This window comes from Proteus sp. PR00224 (genome assembly GCF_016238105.1).
In the GTDB taxonomy this organism is placed as follows: domain Bacteria; phylum Pseudomonadota; class Gammaproteobacteria; order Enterobacterales; family Enterobacteriaceae; genus Proteus.
Map to the genome: position 1 here is coordinate 1 of NZ_JAEHQU010000009.1, position 20,472 is coordinate 20,472.

At 38.4% G+C, this 20,472-nt stretch carries 17 protein-coding genes and 1 pseudogene; 3 read left to right on the top strand and 15 right to left on the bottom strand.

The window, feature by feature from the left end:
• Together JEP71_RS14390 and JEP71_RS14395 are read right to left on the bottom strand one after the other, a co-directional pair.
• Nucleotides 1-1,386: pseudogene (locus JEP71_RS14390) on the bottom strand (beta strand repeat-containing protein); the annotation flags it as partial.
• A gap of 131 nt (nucleotides 1,387-1,517) precedes the next feature.
• Nucleotides 1,518-1,787: a helix-turn-helix domain-containing protein gene (locus tag JEP71_RS14395; RefSeq protein WP_198620529.1), complete on the bottom strand. Its 270-nt coding sequence runs from the start codon at nucleotides 1,785-1,787 to the stop codon at nucleotides 1,518-1,520.
• Between the two features lie 441 nt (nucleotides 1,788-2,228).
• Between JEP71_RS14395 and JEP71_RS14400 the strand changes: the two genes are divergently transcribed.
• The gene (locus JEP71_RS14400) at nucleotides 2,229-3,020 is read left to right on the top strand and encodes a helix-turn-helix transcriptional regulator (RefSeq protein ID WP_198626443.1); all 792 of its coding nucleotides are present in this window, start codon (nucleotides 2,229-2,231) and stop codon (nucleotides 3,018-3,020) included.
• Here JEP71_RS14400 and JEP71_RS14405 read toward each other — a convergent pair.
• Nucleotides 2,999-3,853, bottom strand: coding sequence for a helix-turn-helix domain-containing protein (locus tag JEP71_RS14405; RefSeq protein ID WP_198626444.1), 855 nt, complete (start codon nucleotides 3,851-3,853; stop codon nucleotides 2,999-3,001). The genes JEP71_RS14400 and JEP71_RS14405 overlap by 22 nt on opposite strands.
• A gap of 122 nt (nucleotides 3,854-3,975) precedes the next feature.
• Here JEP71_RS14405 and JEP71_RS14410 point away from each other — a divergent pair, with 122 nt between their 5' ends.
• Both JEP71_RS14410 and JEP71_RS14415 read left to right on the top strand, forming a co-directional pair.
• The gene (locus JEP71_RS14410; RefSeq protein ID WP_198626445.1) at nucleotides 3,976-4,623 is read left to right on the top strand and encodes a CPBP family intramembrane glutamic endopeptidase; all 648 of its coding nucleotides are present in this window, start codon (nucleotides 3,976-3,978) and stop codon (nucleotides 4,621-4,623) included.
• Between the two features lie 609 nt (nucleotides 4,624-5,232).
• A complete protein-coding gene (locus JEP71_RS14415) occupies nucleotides 5,233-6,198 on the top strand; it encodes a helix-turn-helix domain-containing protein (RefSeq protein ID WP_198626446.1) in 966 nt (321 codons plus the stop codon).
• A gap of 142 nt (nucleotides 6,199-6,340) precedes the next feature.
• On the opposite strand, the gene JEP71_RS14420 is transcribed toward JEP71_RS14415, so the two are convergent.
• The 12 genes from JEP71_RS14420 to JEP71_RS14475 all read right to left on the bottom strand — a co-directional run bounded on the left by JEP71_RS14420 (nucleotide 6,341) and on the right by JEP71_RS14475 (nucleotide 20,392).
• Nucleotides 6,341-6,625 (bottom strand): ferredoxin family protein, encoded by a 285-nt coding sequence (locus JEP71_RS14420; RefSeq protein WP_198626447.1) that lies wholly within the window; start codon nucleotides 6,623-6,625, stop codon nucleotides 6,341-6,343.
• Entirely contained in the window at nucleotides 6,622-7,908 is a 1,287-nt protein-coding gene (locus JEP71_RS14425) for an FAD-dependent oxidoreductase (RefSeq protein ID WP_198620534.1), read from the bottom strand. The genes JEP71_RS14420 and JEP71_RS14425 overlap by 4 nt, the downstream gene beginning before the upstream one ends.
• 63 nt (nucleotides 7,909-7,971) lie before the next feature.
• Nucleotides 7,972-8,913, bottom strand: coding sequence for an FAD-binding protein (locus JEP71_RS14430; protein WP_198626448.1), 942 nt, complete (start codon nucleotides 8,911-8,913; stop codon nucleotides 7,972-7,974).
• An 11-nt stretch (nucleotides 8,914-8,924) separates the two neighbouring features.
• Nucleotides 8,925-9,701 (bottom strand): putative electron transfer flavoprotein FixA, encoded by a 777-nt coding sequence (gene fixA, locus JEP71_RS14435; protein WP_198626449.1) that lies wholly within the window; start codon nucleotides 9,699-9,701, stop codon nucleotides 8,925-8,927.
• Nucleotides 9,702-9,754: 53 nt separating this feature from the next.
• Nucleotides 9,755-10,894, bottom strand: coding sequence for an acyl-CoA dehydrogenase family protein (locus JEP71_RS14440; protein WP_088494521.1), 1,140 nt, complete (start codon nucleotides 10,892-10,894; stop codon nucleotides 9,755-9,757).
• Nucleotides 10,895-10,989: 95 nt separating this feature from the next.
• Nucleotides 10,990-12,309, bottom strand: a complete 1,320-nt coding sequence (locus JEP71_RS14445) for a GntP family permease (protein WP_109373297.1) — start codon at nucleotides 12,307-12,309, stop codon at nucleotides 10,990-10,992.
• Between the two features lie 80 nt (nucleotides 12,310-12,389).
• Complete coding sequence (locus JEP71_RS14450; protein WP_198626450.1) at nucleotides 12,390-13,523, bottom strand: 2-hydroxyacyl-CoA dehydratase subunit D; 1,134 nt, start codon at nucleotides 13,521-13,523, stop codon at nucleotides 12,390-12,392.
• Complete coding sequence (locus JEP71_RS14455) at nucleotides 13,523-14,764, bottom strand: 2-hydroxyacyl-CoA dehydratase subunit D (protein ID WP_069369783.1); 1,242 nt, start codon at nucleotides 14,762-14,764, stop codon at nucleotides 13,523-13,525. The genes JEP71_RS14450 and JEP71_RS14455 overlap by 1 nt, the downstream gene beginning before the upstream one ends.
• Nucleotides 14,761-15,588: an acyl-CoA dehydratase activase gene (locus JEP71_RS14460; RefSeq protein WP_151436161.1), complete on the bottom strand. Its 828-nt coding sequence runs from the start codon at nucleotides 15,586-15,588 to the stop codon at nucleotides 14,761-14,763. Before JEP71_RS14460 ends, JEP71_RS14455 begins: the two co-directional genes overlap by 4 nt.
• 36 nt (nucleotides 15,589-15,624) lie before the next feature.
• Entirely contained in the window at nucleotides 15,625-16,860 is a 1,236-nt protein-coding gene (locus tag JEP71_RS14465; protein ID WP_098941845.1) for a CaiB/BaiF CoA transferase family protein, read from the bottom strand.
• A 66-nt stretch (nucleotides 16,861-16,926) separates the two neighbouring features.
• A complete protein-coding gene (locus tag JEP71_RS14470; RefSeq protein WP_198620539.1) occupies nucleotides 16,927-18,564 on the bottom strand; it encodes an AMP-binding protein in 1,638 nt (545 codons plus the stop codon).
• Between the two features lie 496 nt (nucleotides 18,565-19,060).
• A complete protein-coding gene (locus tag JEP71_RS14475) occupies nucleotides 19,061-20,392 on the bottom strand; it encodes an MFS transporter (RefSeq protein ID WP_198626451.1) in 1,332 nt (443 codons plus the stop codon).
• Between the last annotated feature and the right edge of the window lie 80 nt (nucleotides 20,393-20,472).

The following is a 20,472-nucleotide window of genomic DNA, read 5'->3' on the forward strand; positions in this document are numbered from 1 at the left end:
CACTTTATCTGCCGGAATAGTCACTTCGGCTTTACCCGCAGTCACTTCATCCGCCGTCAGCGTGTGTTCAACGGTGTCAGTGCTACCGTCAGGTTTGGTGATCGTCAGGGTGAGTTTGTCCCCTTCCGCACTGCCTGCTGGCACGGTCACTTCGGTTTGTACGCCGTCTTTTAGCTCGTCGGCATTCACGCCGTCAGCTGCTTCTGGAATGGTCACTTGCGGTAATGCATCCACCACGCCGTCACCGTCGGTATCGCCTGGAATTTGTCCATCAACAGCAAATTCCACTTTATTCCCTTGTTTCGGCGGATTACTTCCCTGAGTTAAACTAACATCAACACTGTTTTGGCCGTCTTGTACTGCGTCTTTCGGAATATCTATTGACACTTTGCCTGCCGTCACGTCATCTTTCGTGACGGTATGTGTAATAGTTTCAGTAGTGTTATCTGGACGAGTGATAGTTAGCGTAATTTCTGCACCTTCTACAGTGCCTGCTGGCAAGGTCACTTCGGCCTGTAAACCATCTTTCAGTTCATCTGCATTCGCATAGCCATCCACCACTTCGGGAATACTTAAAACTGGTGTGTCTGTTACGGGATCTGGTTTTGCTGTTACAGTAACATCATCACTTTTATTACCACTCGGATCTTTCGCACTTGCGGTAACATCACTGTTATCTTTTATATTGTCATTCGGAATGGTGACGTGATTGTTATCTGTATCAGGAATTAAGTCCGGATTGCTTGATGTCCAGCCATTATCGCCTTTCTCTAATGTGACAGTATTTGAGTTACCATTCTCATCTTCAAAAGTAACATCTACAGAATCACCTTTATTTGCATCATTTGGTAAATCAATAGACACAGAACCATCATCTTCAGCTGTTAATCCAGGTTTACTTGGTGCGGTAACATCGGCATCATTACCTTTATTATCACCACCATGGTTTCTATTAGCTAAAAAGATCGCTAATGCACTACCGATAGAACCAGCAACCCATAAAAATAGACCAATTCCATCATCATTATCAGAAAGAGTACCGGTTTCACCAGCAACTAAATGCTCTAAAACAGGACCATCTTGAGTAATAGTGACTTCCCCCATGACCCCGTTTTGATCTAATACATTTAAAGTTGCATAACACTGTTCTTCTCCTGGTTTACATTCTTCCCAGAAATCTTTAATTACAACTTCGAACTCTTGTTCTTTACTAGATAAAATAAGATCATCTGACTTACGAAGTGCTTTAATATCTAGCGGTGAAAGATTTGTTTCAGAATCAATTAATTGGTAAACTTCATTGGGTTTTGCCGTTATCACATGCTTTGCATGCGGATTTAACTGCACTTGTATATCTGAATTTTTTTCAGAAAAGATAAATTTCATAATAATTACCTAGCATTAGAATAGAACTTCTAAACAGTAAATACGCGCTGTTTATTTAAAAATTCTTTATTAAGAATCAGTTACAAAATAATAGTCTTTCCTTATTCCCCCCCTTGTATTTGCATTGTTTTCTATTTATGAATATACTCGCGATTACAATCAATAATTATTCTCTTTTTACTGTCTAATATTTTTATAAAATGAAGGATAGAAATATTTAAAATAAAGCAAACTTCTATTAGTGTAGAAACACTCCATTTAACATCACCTCGTTCGAGGCGAGAATAATGTTGTTGGCTTATATTCATTTTCTTTGCCACATTAATCCCTGTCAGATTTTGAGCCTTCCTTATAGCTTTAACCTCATTTCCTATTACATAATTAATATTCCAGCCATGCATCTTAATTACCTAAGAAGGGGATGAACATAGAAACACTACAAATATGATTTCACTTAAGTTCAGTGTATCACCTAGCCCAGCGCCCCAAATCAAACAAAGAAATAAATAAATACCACAAAACAATAAATAAGATGTTTATCAATAAAGTAGGAACCCTAAAAAAGATACAACAACTAATTTTTTTAATTAAACTGCCAAAAATGTTAAAACATACTCGTATAATCAAAGTTATACTTACACCTATGTAATTTACTGTGAGAATTAGTCTTTACTTATGATAACCCACATAAAAAATAACACTAAAAGATAAATAAATACCACTATTTGCTACACCGTAAAAAATGTAATTTCATTTATAAAAATAAAACCATAGACTAATCATTAATATATTTATCATTACTATTTAACTAATTAAATTTGGATTAAAGTGAGTCTATTTATATGAAAGATTATTATTTTCATTTAAAAAACTTAACCCTATCTAATTACATTATGTTATTAACAAAAGATAGCGAAATACGAATAGAAACGAGTAAATTTAAAAAATCAATAAATAAAAATAGTATTGCTCTAATATCAAAAGATATAAAGTTTGATGTATTTTTTTCTAATGAAAACAAACCAACCTTACTTTATTTATCTTGTGATGTCCTTAGAGATGCTTTAAAAATAAATTTTGCCTCTAATCATCTTATATTAAAAGAGAATACACAGAATATTGAAAACAATATTTTGATAAAAAAAACTCATCCAGAAGATATTCTGTTATTTAATAAATTAAAAACCAAATTTAATAACGAAATTATTACATCTGACAAAATAGAACATGAATATATATTAAAAATAGCATACTTATTAAGTGGCTTAGAAATAAATATTATGAGTTTTATCTATAATATGTACAATTCATCATATACAAATAAAATAATCAATATTATTAGTGAAGATTTAAGTTATGAGTGGACAATAAAAGATATTAGTAAAAGGCTATATATTGGAACATCATCTTTAAGAAAAAAGCTTGAGGCAGAAAAAACAAACTTTACAAAAATATTAACAAAAACAAGAATGGAACATGCTATAAATTTATTAACAACAACAAATTTAAACATAAATACCATATCAAATAAATTAGGGTATAAAACAACGTCATATTTCATAAAGAAATTCAAAGAATATTATAATACAACACCTAAAAAATTACTAAAAAATCATACAACAGGAACGAAGTAATCCAATGAACATATATTACTTTTATCTTTCATATGTTTGATATTAAAAATCTCAATATCATAGCCATCTCTTTTTTTGGCTTTTAACTTTGGTAATTCCCTAGAATAAATAACATTAGATAATATTAAATATTCATCCCATGTACCATAAAATGAAAATTTACAATATTTATCACCATTTATAGACAAAAAAACTTCATGCTTATTACTAAATTCAAAAAAATTATATACAACTAATACATTTTTATTAAAGGAAGATTTTTCATACCGATAATATACATTCAAATAAAAATCAGAACTATTTTTTATTAACATTTTTAAATTATCTATTTTATCTTTATTATTAAAAATCAACCTAGTTCGAGCAATAGTAGCCTTAAGTTCAAAAGGAATATCAACATAATAAATACTTTCTTCATATTTAGGAGACAATAAACTGACAAAGCTTTCACTACTTATTAAATTTTGGAAAGTTAAATAACTATGTTGTGGTATATAGTAAGTAAAGTCCCAGTATTTACAGGTTCGGTAAGCACTTGGTGTTACTTTAAAGTATCTTTTAAAAGCTCTTGAAAAATTCTGTTGAGAATTAAATTGATAAATAATCGATATATCTAATACAGATAAACTTGTTAATCGTAATAAAGTTGCAGACAACGACAAACGTCTTGCTAGGATATATCTAGCAATCGTCTTGCCAGTAAAATGATAAAACAAATCTTGAAAATGCCTTTTACTGTATCCTGATTTTTTTATAACATCACTTTGAGATAAAGGACTATTTAAATTTTCTTCAATCCAATCGAGGATAGTCTGTAAAAGATTTTCTTTCAAAATTTAGCCTTATATTAGCTATAAGTTATTTATATTTATTACATTAACACAAAAATTATTTTTATCATGCATAATAAATAAAACAAATTACTTATCTGATTACCCCTCAAAGACAAACATAAATGGAATTTCCCAAAGATCGAGTTTACCATTTAGTCATCTGCATACTTGCCTTTATAGGCTACTTCTTTTCCTCTTTTAGCCTATTGCTAACGCCTTCATCTGTTGCACTATTTCAATCAACTTATATCATCTCATTGGTGAGCTTTTTTATTTACCTTCCCTACTGCCTAATTATTTGGTTTGCCTATCAAAAACACATTACATTAATGCCATTAGGCCGGCTTCAATGGCGAACATTAAAAGCCCCTATCTTAACATTACTGGGATTATTATTTATCGGCATGTTTTTAGGTTCTGACGATGATTCATGGATAGCCGAGGTTGAACCCATTACAGGATTTGCTTTCTTCCTGTTTGCCCTTGCTGCTATGTTTATTGCTCCGATTACTGAAGAGATCATTTTTAGAGGTTTTCTATTAAATGCAGGCATGTGGTATGGCAATACAGGAAAATGGATAGCGATTATTCTTTCTTCACTGCTATTTTCAACTATGCACTATCAATATGAATCAATCACTACATTTATTCTTATTTTTATTGTGGGAGTTATCTTTTGTTTAGTAAGAATAGGATTTCGTTTATTAATCGCACCTATTGCCCTACACTGCATCAATAATTCAATCACTATTCTTTTCTTAATGATATAGCATTTTTATTTAATAAAACTCTCTTTGATATGGAAAAATGGTTATTATTAATAACTAATATAATAATATTTAAAGAGTTTTATTATTTTTAGCTAAATATTTTTTATAATAAAAAAATATTTATTATCTATAATTATCTTACTAACGCATCTTAAAAACAAATTACATTATTAACCATAAAAAATCATCTTATTAACAAGCCATTATTTAAATTACATAAAATCCATATTAACTCACACTCTGAAAAGAATGAAATAAATAAGATATTAATAAGAATCACTCTTAATCTATTTATGAGATCTCTCTCTAAAGATAGGAAATTAACTTAGGATTAATAGCATAGAAATGCTAGCATAAAAAATGCTATAAATTAATTCTATAATTTACATGATGTTAGTTTAAATAAATTAAAAACTTTTAAATATATTGTCTTCAATTTATTAACAAGAAAGATAATGAATATCTCCGTTAATAATTATTTAAACTTACTATTCTAATTTTAAAATTAAAGTTATAAAAACATTATTCTATTTCAACCTGGTTTAAGTCGTTTTTATACTAGATTGATAGCAACACAACAAAAATACTTTCAATAAAAGTGGGCGTACTATGAAAAGCATGTTTACGACTCGGGAGCTCCCTGACGTAGATCGGTTTTCCGTATTCAGGGATACAATAAAAGACCGCTTTTTATCGTCTTATGAATGCAATGAAGTCGAATTGCCTCCTCATTCTCGATTTTATGCCAACATTGTCGAGCAGAAGGTGACAAATATTCGCTTTATTCAGCTAGAGTCTAATGGTCACTGGGCGAGTAGCCGTCCTTTAACTCATAAACTTAGCTTGGAAGAGCATTTTCAAATTGAGATACAGCGTTCAGGAACTAGCCATCTTACTCAAGATGGAAGAACCGCATTTCTACGGCAAGGAGACTTTTGTATTTTTGATATGGCAAGACCCGTATCATGGTCTTTTGATAACGATTACTCATTATTTAAAATTTTGATCCCAAGGGAAAAACTAGCATCACGTTTAGGTAATACCCAAAATCTTACTGCAAGAGCAATACGAGGCAATAGCATTACAGGCTCCCTCGTTTATAGCTTTGTGATGCGCTATATTCCGTTCTTAGATTCAATGCCACCACAACATGCACAACAACTTGCCGATATTTTATTGAATTTAATTACGTCTGCTTTCAGTGAATACAGTATTGCAACTCCACCTCAAAGCTTAGGAAGATCAACACTGTTTTATTTTGCCCAGCACTATTTAGAGCAACATATTTCCGATCCAGATTTAAGTGTTAATCAATGTGCAAATGCTTGTGGGATCTCCGTGCGCTATTTACAGATGTTATTTAAAGAACAAAATACCTCTGTACTTCGTTGGATCTACCAAAAACGCCTTGAGAATTATAAAGTGGCTTTAGTTAATCCTCTCTTGGCAGAGAAAAATATTACACAATTAGCTTATGAATGCGGATTTAGCGATATTTCTAATTTAAGTCGAAAATTTAAATCCGAATTTTTTATGACGCCTTCAGAATATCGAAAAATACATTCGTTAAGATAAGTTTTAAAACAGGGTTATAGAGCATATAAAAATCATTTCAAGCATTATGATCCATATATGAATCAATATGTACTCAGAATGCTCATTCCCCCTCTAGTTAAAATTTTGGAGGTTATGTTAGAGGGGGATTGGTGTTGTTACATTAACCGTAACGAAATTCAATGCCTAAAGTGCCACATGGATATTCCCATTTCTTTAAAATTGTTTCACCACATAAAACACGGCAAGTTCCGCACTCTAAACAGCCCGCGTAATCAAAAAGGTATTGTCCTTTTTCATCTTTCTTATATAACCCAGCAGGGCAGGCTTTCATTAAGATGTCAAATTGTACAGGATCGATATCATCCTTTAACACAATATGTGGATTTTCTTCATCCACATTAAATTTATTGGCGCCTAATTTAACGTCTACGTTGACTTGACTCATAAAGAACGTACCCCCTTAAACCCATCTTTAATTAAGTTCATCACACCCACTTTCTTAACTTGAGACAGTATTTTCTTACGCACAGGTTTTTCTGGACCATTAATCACAAATAAGTCGTGCATCACGTTCGCAGCCATTTGCGGGTAATCCGTAAAGAATCTTGTATTATCGAGGAAAGAAGGCAAGTCTTTGTATAACTTCATATCTTTCATCACAAAGCTGTCATTTAATAAAGATTGGTAGCAACTTAATTCTTTTTGGCTATAACTGTTTTGCTCTTTCGCCATTAATACCGCTTTTGCAGCCGCTTCACCTGAAGCAATCGCTAAATCCATTCCTCTTACGGTATAGCCGACATTAAGGCAAAAACCTGCGGCATCTCCCGCCACTAATACGCCATCTTTGACTAATTCAGATACCATATTCATGCCACCCTCTGGCACCATATGCGCTGAATATTCTAATAATTTGCCGTCTTTGATAAGTGGTGCAACAACAGGGTGCTGTTTAAAATCTTCTAATAATTGAGGAACCGTTTTTTCGAATTTATCGACATTATGTAGCCCTAAAACAAGGCCTAAAGAAACGGTATTTTTATTGGTATATAAGAATCCGCCACCTAAATATCCACCTGATGGTGCGCCAGCAAAAAGCCAAGCTAAGCCTTCATCATTAGTACAACCAAATCGGTCTTCCATTTGTTGTGGCGTGAATTCCAATAACTCTTTAACCCCTACCGCCACAGTGTGAGGATTAATTTTTTGTGTCATACCTAATTGTTTTGCTAATAATGAATTAACACCATCAGCGAGGATAACCACATGGGCTTCAATTTCATCATCACCCGCTTTTACACCACACACCTTGCCTTCTTTCACCAACACTTCATCAACGCGAACACCCGTGATCACTTGTGCGCCAGCGTTTTCTGCTTTTTCCATTAACCATTGGTCAAATGAAGAACGTAATACGGTATAAGAGCGTGCAGCTTCCTCTTCTTGTTGCGTGTGTTGATAATCTAAAGTCACACCATCTGTTTCCGTGAGCATGGAAATTTTTTCACGCGTCACAAGGCGTTCAACAGGTGCTTCTTGGGCAAAATTGGGAATGATTTTTTCAAGGCTGTGCGCGTATAAACGTCCACCTGTCATATTTTTACTGCCAGCGAAATTACCTCGCTCTACAACTAAAACATCACACCCTGCTTGTGCTAATACATAGGCAGCAGTACCACCAGCAAGTCCACCACCCACAATAATGGCGTCAAAAATATCGTCTGACATACTTTCCTATCCTTTTATTATGTGTGGTCGCTTAGCAAATTATCACTAAGCGACCTACGGTGATTAGCCGCCAAGCTTCGCGGTTAATGCAGGTAACACTTTGTAGAGGTCGCCAACAATACCGTAATCCACCATATTGAAAATTGGGGCATTTTTATCTTTGTTGATAGCAACAATGACTTTTGCTCTATCCACACCCACCATATGCTGAATTTGCCCTGAAATACCGACAGCAACATAAACATCCGCACCTAAAGTCACGCCTGAAACACCAATGTAGCGGTCATGTTCCATCCAGCCTTCACCCTCAGCAATCGGACGTGAACAGCCCACTTCGCCTTGAAGGGCTTTCGCTAATGCCTCCGCAAGTGCAATATCATCCGCCTTACCAAAACCGCGTCCGACACCCACAACACAATGCGCTTTACCTAAATCAACGGCACTGCCATGTTTTGGCTTACGAGCCAATACTTTTAATGTATGTGCAGGGGCGATAAAGGCACTTTGCACCACTTGTGCATTGGGTGCGTCTTTGATGGCTTCCACATCTAATGCACTACCGACAGTCGCAATAGCATAAGGTGAGCGAATTTCTGCTTTAGCATGCGCTAAACCACCATAGACTTGGTGTGTAGCAATCACAGTATTGTTTTCAATAGCAATACTTAATGCATCACTGACAACACCAGCGTTTAAAGTCACACCAAGACGAGCCGCAATCGCTTTTGCTCGTTTTGATGAAGCAAGTAGAACCAATGCATTCGCACCCGCTTCTTTAATAATTGCGGCAAAAGAGGCCGCATAATCTTCAGCAATCACACCCTCTTGAGGTGCAAAGCAGTACACACAATCAGCGCCTAAGTTGACACATTCACGCGTGTTTTCATCATCACCAATAAACAGCACATTAACCTTTTCACCAAGACCACGAGCAAACGCAATCAGCTTTGCTAAATCATCCGCTTTTTCGGCATAAACAAAGGTAGTAGGTAGTAAACTAGCCATTTTTAATCTCCTTATTGATTAACCGCTTGGCGTAAATGTTCAGCAAAAGTGGCAATATTTTCATCTGAATCACCTTCTAAAATAATACCAAGGCGATCAGATTGCTCTGGCGCACAAACTTGTGTTTGCACAACAGTCAGAGAAGAAATATCAACACCGATATCTCCTAACCCCAGCTTTTCAACTGGTTTTTTATTCGCCGCTAAAATGGCTTTCATTGAAGGGAGTTTTGGTGTGTTAATACTTGAAGTGACACACACAATGGCAGGTAATGTCAGTTCAAGTTCTTCAGTGATATTTTCTAAATCACGTTCAACAATGATTTTGTCGCCTTCAACGGTGATTTTGTTTACAGCGTTCACACAAGGTAAACCTAAATATTCACCAACGGCTAAACCCGTTTGTTGAGCGTATAAATCACCCGAACCTTCGCCGAAAATGAGCAAGTTAAAACCCACTTTTTTTGCTGCTTGCGCAATAATATTGGCAGTATCTGTTGAATAAAGCGCGCTACATGCATCATCAGCAACCAGCGTTAATGCATCTGGGCCACGCGATAAAATATCTTTTTTGATTTTCGCGTTTTCAACCATTGCACTTGTCCCCACACTTAATGCAGTTACAGTGCTATCACCAAGGGTAGAGGCTATTTCTACTGCGGTTTCAATTGCATTCAAGTCATACAAACTAATTTTTAAACCCGCATTATCGGTTGCGAGTGTACGATCAGGCCGTGTTGTGATGTCTTGTTCGTCATGAACAACCTTACAGCAGGCAATAAGTTTCATAATTCACATTCTCCGTTTTGCACAATGCAACAAATTAATAAGCTCAAATCTCATTACGCTAAAATATGCTTAGCGATGACCATACGTTGCACTTCACTTGTGCCTTCAAAAATCTCAGTAAGTTTTGCTTCACGCATCAAACGTTCAACAGGATAGGATTTGGTGTAACCCATACCGCCATGTAATTGAACGGCTTTTTGAGTTACATAAGTGGCAGCTTCTGCTGCATAAAGTTTGGCTTGAGCTGATTCACGAGTGTAAGGAAGACCTGCCATTTTGGCGGCAGCGGCGCGATAAACTAGCATACGTGCGCAATCAACACGCGTTGCCATATCCACTAATACCCATTGAATACCTTGATTAGCCGCAATAGGTTTACCAAATTGAATACGTTCTTTGGTGTAAGCAATAGTGGCATCTAAGGCACTTTGTGCGATCCCTAATGCCAATGCAGAACAACTTAAACGCCCGCCATCTAAGGTTTCCATCGCGATATTAAAGCCTTTGCCTTCTTCGCCTAACATAGCGCTGGCTGAAACAACACAATCACTGAAGCTCACAGAGCAGGTTTCAGAGCCGTTCATACCCATTTTGTCTTCAGGTAAACCAATGCTAATACCAGGGTTATCACGCTCAACTAAGAATGCGGTGATCCCTTTTACGCCTTTGCTTTTATCGGTCATAGCAAACACGATAAAGAAAGCACCTTGAGGCGCCGCAGTGATCCACAATTTAGAGCCATTAATCACATAGTTATCGCCTTGGCGAACCGCTGTTGTTTCCTGAGCCGCAGCATCACAACCCGCACTAGGCTCTGACAAACAGAAGCACCCTAATTTTTCGCCAGAAACCACACCTGGTAAAATGCGTGCTTTAGTTTCTTCATCAGCATATTTTTGAATAATTGGTCCTGTCAAAGAACATTGTGATCCCATGATCATGGCGTGAGAGGCACTCACTTTCGCCATCTCTTCTGTGGCTAATACATAGCTAATAGCATCTGCTTCTGTACCACCATAAGCTTCATCAATGTTGAAACCAAAGAGTCCCAATTCAGCCATCGGTGCAACACTCTCACTAGGAAAGCGATGTTCTTTATCAATAGCACCCGCAATTGGTTTAATGTCGTTTTCAACGAACTCTCTGACCATATCGCGGATCAGGACTTGTTCTTCTGTTAGCTGAAAATCCATGTTTATCTTCCTCTGAGAATATTGATGGTTATCTCTATGGCGTGCGATTTCACGTTTGTCGTCTTATCGCACGCATTAATGGGTTAACGTTATTTCTACATCGTCGCTATTGATGCAGGTAAAAAGGTGTACAGCAGCAACATAAACATCATGGCTAACAGTGGGATAGCGAGGGTTAATGTCCCCACTGGCCCATAGCCCTCTTTATGGCTGACACCACAGACGCTAAAGACAGTAATAATCAATCCGTTAAATGGCGGTGTTGTACTCATAGATGCCATTGTGGCAACACGGTGTAATGAACCTTGATCAACCACGGTTGCAGGGAACATCGCAGCAATCATTGGCATTGCGATACTTAACGCACCAGAGCCTGAACCACTGATAAACACTAGCGCACCGACTGAAATTGCAGTCACAACAAGTGGATTAAGACCCGATTGAGCAATCGCTTGGAATGATTCTTTGAAGGCAGGTAACGTCATGACTAACGCACCAAATCCAACAATAACCGCCGTGTTAAAGAGGGAGGTCACCCCTTCCATCGTCCCTGCGGCTAAATTAGGTATGAGTTTTTTCCAATCTAGATAGCGTAAGTACACAATCAAGGCAGCAATAATGGCGCAGAACAGTGCAATAGCGGGATCCCATTTCAGGATATTCAGCACGACAAGCAGAATAAGCATCGGCAGTAATGCAACGAGCACATTCGGTAATTGGCGATCTTTTTTACCCTCTTCTGCTTTCGCCGTTTTTTCATCTTCAACCCAACCTTCACCTTTCGCTTTTACGCGCTTAAAGAGCCAAGTGAGATAAATAATCACTAAGGTGACTTGGAACAATGCTGTCAACATACCTGGTACTAAACCCGCTGTTGCTGACGTGCCTAGAAATTTCATTGGGATAAGGTTTTGGATCTGAGGCGATCCCGGCATGATCATCACAAACGTACCCGCACCTGCAAAATAGACAGCCGGAATAAGTCTGCGAGGAAGATTCGCTTTACGGAATAAACTCACCATCATTGAATAGACGGTAAACAGTGCAACAAACACTGACACACCGCCGTAGGCTAAAATGGCACAAGCCGCCACTAATGATGGAATAACGGCTCTTTCACCAAATTTACCAATAATAAAAGAGGCAACACTATCAGCAGCGCCACTGATAGCGGTTAATTTGCCAAAAATCGCACCTAGTACGAAAATGAAGAAGAAGCTGCCAAAATAGCCACCTAATCCGCCGGTATACACTTGTAATAGTGCATCGACAGGATTAAGCATGTCTGGTGATACAAGCCATGCAGTCACAGCAAGAAATAGGCTGGTGGTAAAGACAGAAATAAAAATATGTATGCCTTTCATACACATAATCATTAATATCGCTAGCCCGATGATTAAACAAATAATACCCATGATTGCCCCACTTATATGTGTTAGGGTTCAATTGACCTGCGTAAATCACGCAGGTCTTTTGTGACTATTAATTAACGTTGTTAAGCAGAAAGCACATCTGCAAAAGTTTGCAGTGCCGTTCTTGCCTGTTCATATGTTTTAGTTTGCTGATCGATTTCGATAATGATGGAAGGAATGCCTTCTCTATCGAGGAATTTCTTCACAATAGGGGCATCAAATTCTTCAGGATCACAGAACTTCGTCAGTAAATAGACGACACCATCGGCGCCTGTGTTTTTCACCATATCGGCAATTAAACGACCGCGTTTTTTCTCTGGATCATACAAAAGTGAACACCCTTCAAGCTGGGCGACTTGCTCAGCCATCGCTTCATAAGGTGCTTTGTTTTCAGGAATATCTTGGCGAAACTGACGAGACTCATGCGCGACTTCATCCGCCACAATCGCCATTTTGTTGTCAGCCAAAATTTGTAGAATAGAAGGGCTATCCGCAATAATGCCTGTTACAACAATCTTGTGTCCTTTCCAAGGTTCTGGAGACAAGGTTTTGCATTGTGCAACAATGGTTTCAACGGCTTTTGTATGCTCAACGACATCCATAAAATAACCACTTTTGATCACAGTATTACGACGTTGTGGTGTGACCAAGTTTGGATGAAGTGCCGCGATATCTGAAAACTCGCGTAATGCGCGACGGCGCTGATTAAACAGATGGATGGCATTTTTCAGTGCATCGTCTGTTACCGCTTGACCTGAAATCTCCCCTAATTGCAGTGCAATTTTCTTATATTGTTCAGTTAAGAATGCAATACCTGCTGGCGTTTTACGGTTCTGTGGATGAACCAATTGAATGAAAGGAACTTGTGGTACACCAGATTTCCAGTTTTGCCCTAAGCATTTTAAGGTGTCACAAAGAGAAGGAATTAAGGCAGCAGACAATTTATTTAATGCCCCATCTAATCCCATCTCAAGAGAAGAAAGCACTAGTGCACAATAGAAAGGAGGAAAATATTTCTTCGCTTCTGAGATCTCACGGCCTTCTGCACCCCAAATACCAAAAGGCACCATACCTGCGGCATAGACAATTTCATTCGGCGTATATTCAGGAAAACAGCCAACAACCTTTTTGCCACTACGAATAAACCCATCTAATTGAGCAACAGGGTTATCCACCACGGCTTGTAACTCATCAAACAACTCCGCTAATGTTTTCATTAGATGTCTCCCTTTTTCATTTCTGCTTTGTTAGCAGCCATAATTTCAGTCAATGCTTCAACACGGGTGACATACTGCGCTTCAGAGAAAACACGAGGATCAGCTTGGTCGCCATCAAAAGTCACTGTTGGGATCTTAAGTTCATGACGAATACGGCGCTCAATTTCAGGCATAATGCCACTCCAGAGCTTGCAACTACGATTAACGTGAATAATCGCACCATCAACTTTATTCTGACGGCTCACGTTAATACGCATATCAGCAGCACGTTCAACAGAGACACAGTTAGGAACGTAGGAGTAAGCACGCATCATTTCGTCACTATTTTGATAAATCACACCAAATGCGGTGGCGTAAACAGTGGCAGTTACGTTGATACCTTGCTCTTTTAACGGAGTAGATGTGGCACGCAAGTAAGGCCAGCAGGCAATACCTTCAAAGAGAACTCGGTATTTTTCTTCACCGCGGTAAGTCGATTTTTTCTCTTTGATATTTTGTTCCATCTCTTCACACAGTTGCTCAAAAGCCAGTGCGGCTTCTAATTTACCGCGAGCACAAACGGCAACAGCCATGTGATTAAAGAGATCAAAACCATTCATTGGCGAAGGTTCATATTGGCAATATTCCGCCGCTTTTAACCATGCACGTCCTGTACGTTGCGAAATTTCACAGACTTCTTTAAATTTCTCTTCTGAGAACACTTTGCCTGTGACTTTTTCGAGTTGTTTGATGGCATCATCAAATTGCGCTTGAACATATTTCACCGTTACATCATCGGTGTCATAGTCATTTTTATAAGGAATATCGATAAGGATCATCGGGATATTCAGCTCATAAGCGATATTTTCATACCATTTGATCATGCAGTTACAAATGTTGTTACAACACAGCAAGAAGTCAGGCTGTGGCATATCCATCTCTTCACACTGCTTAATATCCATGTAAGAAAGGCTAATGCGTGCATAAGCACAGATATCATTGGAATAACCCATGCTTTCTGCGTGCTCACACATTTTTAAACCCGCACCTTTTGCGGCAATCGCAGCGGCTTGGTTTTCAGGATAAACCACACATAAACCCAGTGTTTCAGCGATTTCTTGCGGGAAGTTTGAGGCGCACCACCCTATTTTTTCACCGCTGTTTTTGGCATCCCACGCACGCTGATAAGCATCAGCGGCAATTTTTTGCAGTCGTTTTTTCGCAGGAATATAATCCGGCGCATTCATATCTACATTGCTCATTTTGATGTTCCTATTGTTAACGCATCGTCTTCCAGTTGATGGCGGTACGCTTCAAAGGCATAAATGGCGGCACCTATCGCCCCGTTATATTGTGATAATGGTGAGGTGGCGATAGGCGCGTTCAGCTCTTCGCTAACATAACGAACAACTTCAAAATTACTGGCAACACCGCCTGTCATGACAACAGGGGCTTCAACACCGACTCGTTTTGCAAGACCTGCAATACGGCTAGCTACAGAGCGGTGAATACCATTAATGACGTCGGGTATTGTTTCGTTATTCGCGAGATGAGAAATAACTTCCGATTCAGAGAACACGGTACAGGTGGAACTAATCGTGACTTTCTTCGTGGACTTAGCGCCCTCTTGAGCGAGATCGGAAATCTTGGTTTCTAATACTCGCGACATCACATCTAAAAAGCGTCCTGTACCCGCAGCGCACTTGTCATTCATCACAAAGTTCAATAAACGGCCTGCACCATCCATATGAAGTGCTTTAACGTCTTGACCGCCGATATCAATCACTGTTTTCACACCCGGAAAAAGAAAGTGCGCACCTTTCGCATGGCAGCTAAGTTCACTCACTTCTTTGTTGGCTTCTTTCAATGAATTACGGCCATAGCCTGTTGCGCAGATCCAGCTGATCTGACTGAGATCGCCGCCAAATTGACGCAATACTTCATTGATCGCTTTTTCAGGCCCAGATGTACCAGCGCCAACAGATGCCAATGATTTCGCGACAATCGCGTCACCATTTTTCATGATGATGCATTTCGAGGCTGACGATCCGATATCAACGCCCATTGTGAAAATGTCTTGTTGCATGCCTTTGCTCTCCTGAAAATTAAAAAAGTAAGTGGATTATTCTTTCCACGTCATCACGTCTTTATTGGCTTCAAGGTTTGCTATCTCTTCAGCGCTATACCCTAATTCAGCTAATACAGACGGTGTGTCTTCACCTAACAAAGGGCCACGGCGATATTCAGGTAAACCACTTTCTAAGAAATCAATCGGTGGACGAACTAAGGCTTTTTCACTGCCATTTTTATATTTCATGTTGTAGAAAGTGTTGATTGCCCAAGCTTGTTTATCTTCCAACACTTCTTCCCAAGTTTGCGCAATGCTGAATGGGATATCGTTTTTGGTAAAAATATCTGCCCACTCTGACGCTGTTTTTTGCTCAACTTGCTGCCAAATCAGGTCATATAATTCTGGGGAGCGATTATTTTTCGCCACTTCTTGTAGACGTGTATAACGGGCGTCTTCTGCTAAATCTGGGCGACCAATACAGGAAATAAAGGTTGGGTAATAAGCATCGTAAACAGGCATACAGACTTGAATAAAACGATCATCTTTCGTTTTATAAGCCAAAATAAATGGGCTGGTGGTATTGCGGCGATCGATAGGATAAGGCTGACCATAATCTGGGTATTGTGCCGCTTGGATCATGATGGCTTGAGTGTAAATAGAAGTATGCAACAAGTTAGTTGAAACATACTCGCCTTGACCGATATTTTGAGCACGAATATAAGCAGCTAACACACCTGAAACCAAACCTAATGCACACTGGTGATCGCCAAGGCCAGGGATCACGTTCATAGGTACTGTGCCTTTTTGGTACAGAGAGCCTAAAATACCGCCACGCGCAAAGAATGCTGTGTAGTCAAATCCTGGTAAGTCTTTATCTGGGCCTTCATCGCCATAACCCGTCACGCTGGCGTAAACTAATTTTGGAAAGCGCTGTTTTAACGTTTCATAATCTAAACCCGCACGCTCTCTTGCTCCAGGACGCCAGTTAGTTAAGAAAATGTCTGCTTTTTCTAACAGTTCAAACAGGATTTTTTTCCCTGCTTCTGTTTTGGTATTTAACACAATCCCACGTTTATTGGCGTTTTCTAAATCAAAACTGGTGTTTTCATGTTGATCTAATGGGCGGCCTTCTGTTGGTGCTGTATAGCGTAAGTTATCACCACTTGGAGATTCGATTTTGATTACGTTCGCACCCATATCAGCTAAAATACGACCCGCTGCCGGTACCGCGATAAAGGTCGCCAACTCAACTACGGTGACGCCTTCCAGTGCTTTATGACTTGTCATTTCTTCTCCTAATTATTTTTAGACTTCATACTGCTGTTGTCAGAATGTGGATAAATCCGTTGTCACTTAACTCGCTACTTTGTTTTTTTCATCCTTGATTGAAACGCTATAACCCAGTTGCAATTTCAGCGCTTGCACATCAATTTTTCCGCAAGGGGTATGAGGAAATTCTGTAAAGAAATGGAGTTCTTTGGGGATTTTGTAGCGAGCCAGTCGCTCTTGTAGAAATTCACGTAATTCACTTTCACCAATGCTGTGGCCTTTTTGCACACAAATGGTGGCAATCACTTCTTCACCTAAATCAGCAGACGGAATGCCAAATGCTTTTGTCGCATCAACACCAGCATATTCAGCAATAGCTTCTTCTATTTCACAAAGGCTGATATTTTCACCACCGCGCACCACAATCTCTTTCATGCGATAGGCATAGTGATAATTTCCTTGTTCATCGATACAGCCGATATCACCCGTGTGTAACCAACCCTCTTCGTCTAACGCTTCTTTAGTTTTATCAGGGGCATTGTCATAGCCCATCATCACATGGAAGCCACGCGTACAAATTTCACCTAAAATACCTACTGGCACAGATTTACCTGTTTTCGGATTGATAATTTTCATTTCAACAAAAGGTAAAGGCTTACCAATAGATCCACGTTTTATTGTTAAAGGATCGTTAGGTAATGTTTGGGTACAACAAGGTGAGGCTTCTGTTTGACCATAAGAGACGGTGATGCCTTTCATGCCGAGGATATTTTCGATGTCATCGATTAATGCGGGAGGAAAACTCGCTCCTGCAATAATGCCTTTATCAAGACTAGATAAATCATAGTGAGAAAATTGCTCATGCTTCATTAAGCGACTAAAAATTGTCGGAACGCCATGCATAATAGTGCAACGATAGTCTTGAACGACTTTTAAAACATCTTCAGCACAGTAGTTATCTAACAGAACTAATTGGCATCCTGTTGTTAATGCAAAAAAGAGGCAGGAAGAGAGTCCAAAGCAGTGGAACAGAGGAACCGCAAGACAAATTACATCGTCATGAGTCACACCTAAGCGCTGTGCTGATAACATGGCGTTATTGATGACATTATATTGGCTTAACATGACACCTTTAGGCATTGCTGTACTGCCAGAGGTCATTTGAATAGTCAGCAAATCTTTTGCACTAACTTGTTCAACAGCATGCTGATAAACAGCGTCGGATACGTGTATTGCTTTTTCTTTTAATTGAGATAAAGAGACACTTTTTTCTGCATGTTCATTTCCCATGCTAATAAATAATTGAGGTAATACATCGTTATTTTCTGATGCTTTTTTAGAAAGACAATTAATAACCTCAATAAAATGATTGCTTTTAAAACCATCAGAAAAACAGAGCGCTTTAATTCCAGTTAATCGACATAAATCTAATAACTCTCTTTTTTTAAAATGAAAGTTAATACAAACGACGGGCACACCAATTTGAGCGGCGGCAAGAAAACAGATTATCCATTCCACACTATTAGCAGACCAAATACCTAAACGATCCCCCTTTTTTAAACCAATAGATAAAAAACCACGGGCAACTTGATCCACTTCTTGTTGTAATTGTTGCCAAGTGAGTGTTTTTTTACTTTGATTCTCAATCAAGGCTATTTGTGAAGAATATTGCTTCACTACACTGTTTAGACATTCTTTAACTGTCGTTTCTAATAAGGTCATAAATACCTACTCAACCGCTTCTTTGCTGGTGTTTACGTCTGTAATGACCTTATTCTGAGTAGGGGAAATTATTCATTCTTGGTAAATAACGAACTGTTTTTCGTCATTTGAATAGTACGAGTGAGATTTGTGATTGGCGTCTAGATTTAGCGAGTTAAATATATTTACTAATTAAAGATTAATTAATTGGAATGAAATAGATTTGAAACTGATGCGTTATAAATGTGTTATTATTAAAAATAAAAAGGAGAGCAATTTTATTTAAATAAAGAAAATAAAATCACTCTCTTTTTAATAAAACTATACTCTACTTATTTTAAGTTATAAATAAATCTTATCAATAAATAAAAGATGTAATTTAAATTAAAACAATAAACAATTATTAACTTTTATAACATATTAATAAAATATTTCCAGAAAGCTTAATAAATAATATCTTTTAGTTTTATCAGAAAAAATAATGAAATTCATTGGGTTTTAATTTTGGGCAAATCAGCTAAATATGTTTTTTACCTCGTTTCATCGGCATGGTTGAAGTCTGATTAAGCGTTAATCCTTTAGTTTCTGGTGCAAACAAGACTGAAATTATCATACCAAACAGTGAAATTGCGGCTCCCACCAGCATGGTGGTGTTAATGCCATAAGTGGCAATAAAGGCAGGAAGAGCACACGTTGAGATAACTGTACCAATACGGCTTATTGACATAATGATGCCCACTGCTGATGCCCGAATATCTGTCGGAAACAATTCGTTAGGATAGAGCCATTGTAAAATTCCGGGGCCACCAGAAAAGAACGCGTAAGTCGCAAAGGCTAAGATAACAAATAAGATAGGTAGATCAGGAAAAACGCCGAGCACTAATAATGCCAACGTCATCATGGCAAAACTACCAATTAATAACGGACGTCGCCCTGTTTGGTTTAACCAGAACATGGCAGGAATACAACCAAACATAAAGAATAGACTAATGACTACATTACCCAGCGCCGCACTCCTTCCCGCATCCCATCCTAATAAACCGACAATTTGAGGCCCAAAGGTATAAATGGCAAACATCGGGATCACTTGGCAAGTCCAAATCACTGCAACAAAGAGCACGAAAGAAAAGTGACGCTTATTAAATAACTCGATAAAACGTGTTGTTTTGGCATCTTCCGCTTCAAAAACCACAGGCTCACCAAAGAGCTTGATCATCATTTCATTGCACTCTTGAATACGCCCTTTACGTATTAACCAAAGGGGTGATTCAGGGAGATCAAAACGACCAATTAAAATAATAACGCAAGGAATAAAGGCACTACCAAGCATCCAACGCCAACCATCCTCAATATCATATAAAAGATAACCGACCAAATTGGCGCAAGTCGCCCCGATATACCACATAGCGGCAATAAATCCGACCGCAAAAGCGCGTTGTTTTTTATTGGAAAATTCGGTGATCATTGACGTTGCGATAGGATAGTCAGCACCAATCACAATCCCAATAAGGAATCGCATCACCAACAAACCCACTGGGGTTGAAACAAACATCGTCGCGATAGAAATAATGGCAATAGCCACAATATCCACAAGGAACATTTTACGGCGACCCACTTTGTCACAAATATAACCAAAGAGTGATGTGCCAATAAAAAGCCCTGCTAATGTCGCTGCACCAAGCAGACCAATCCATCGTGTATCAAGTTGTAATAACGGTGTGAGTTGCTCTAATGCCACACCGATAATCACTAATACATAGCCGTCAAGAAAAGGGCCGCCACTGCCCCATAACATCACTCGACGATGCACAGAGGTAAAACGAATATCATCAAAGTTTCTGGGTTGCATGACTGCGTCCTGGTATTTTTTCTAAATAAAACAAAGAAAGAAAAGCTCCCAGGCCGGAGACAGCACTGGGAGAAAAGTAG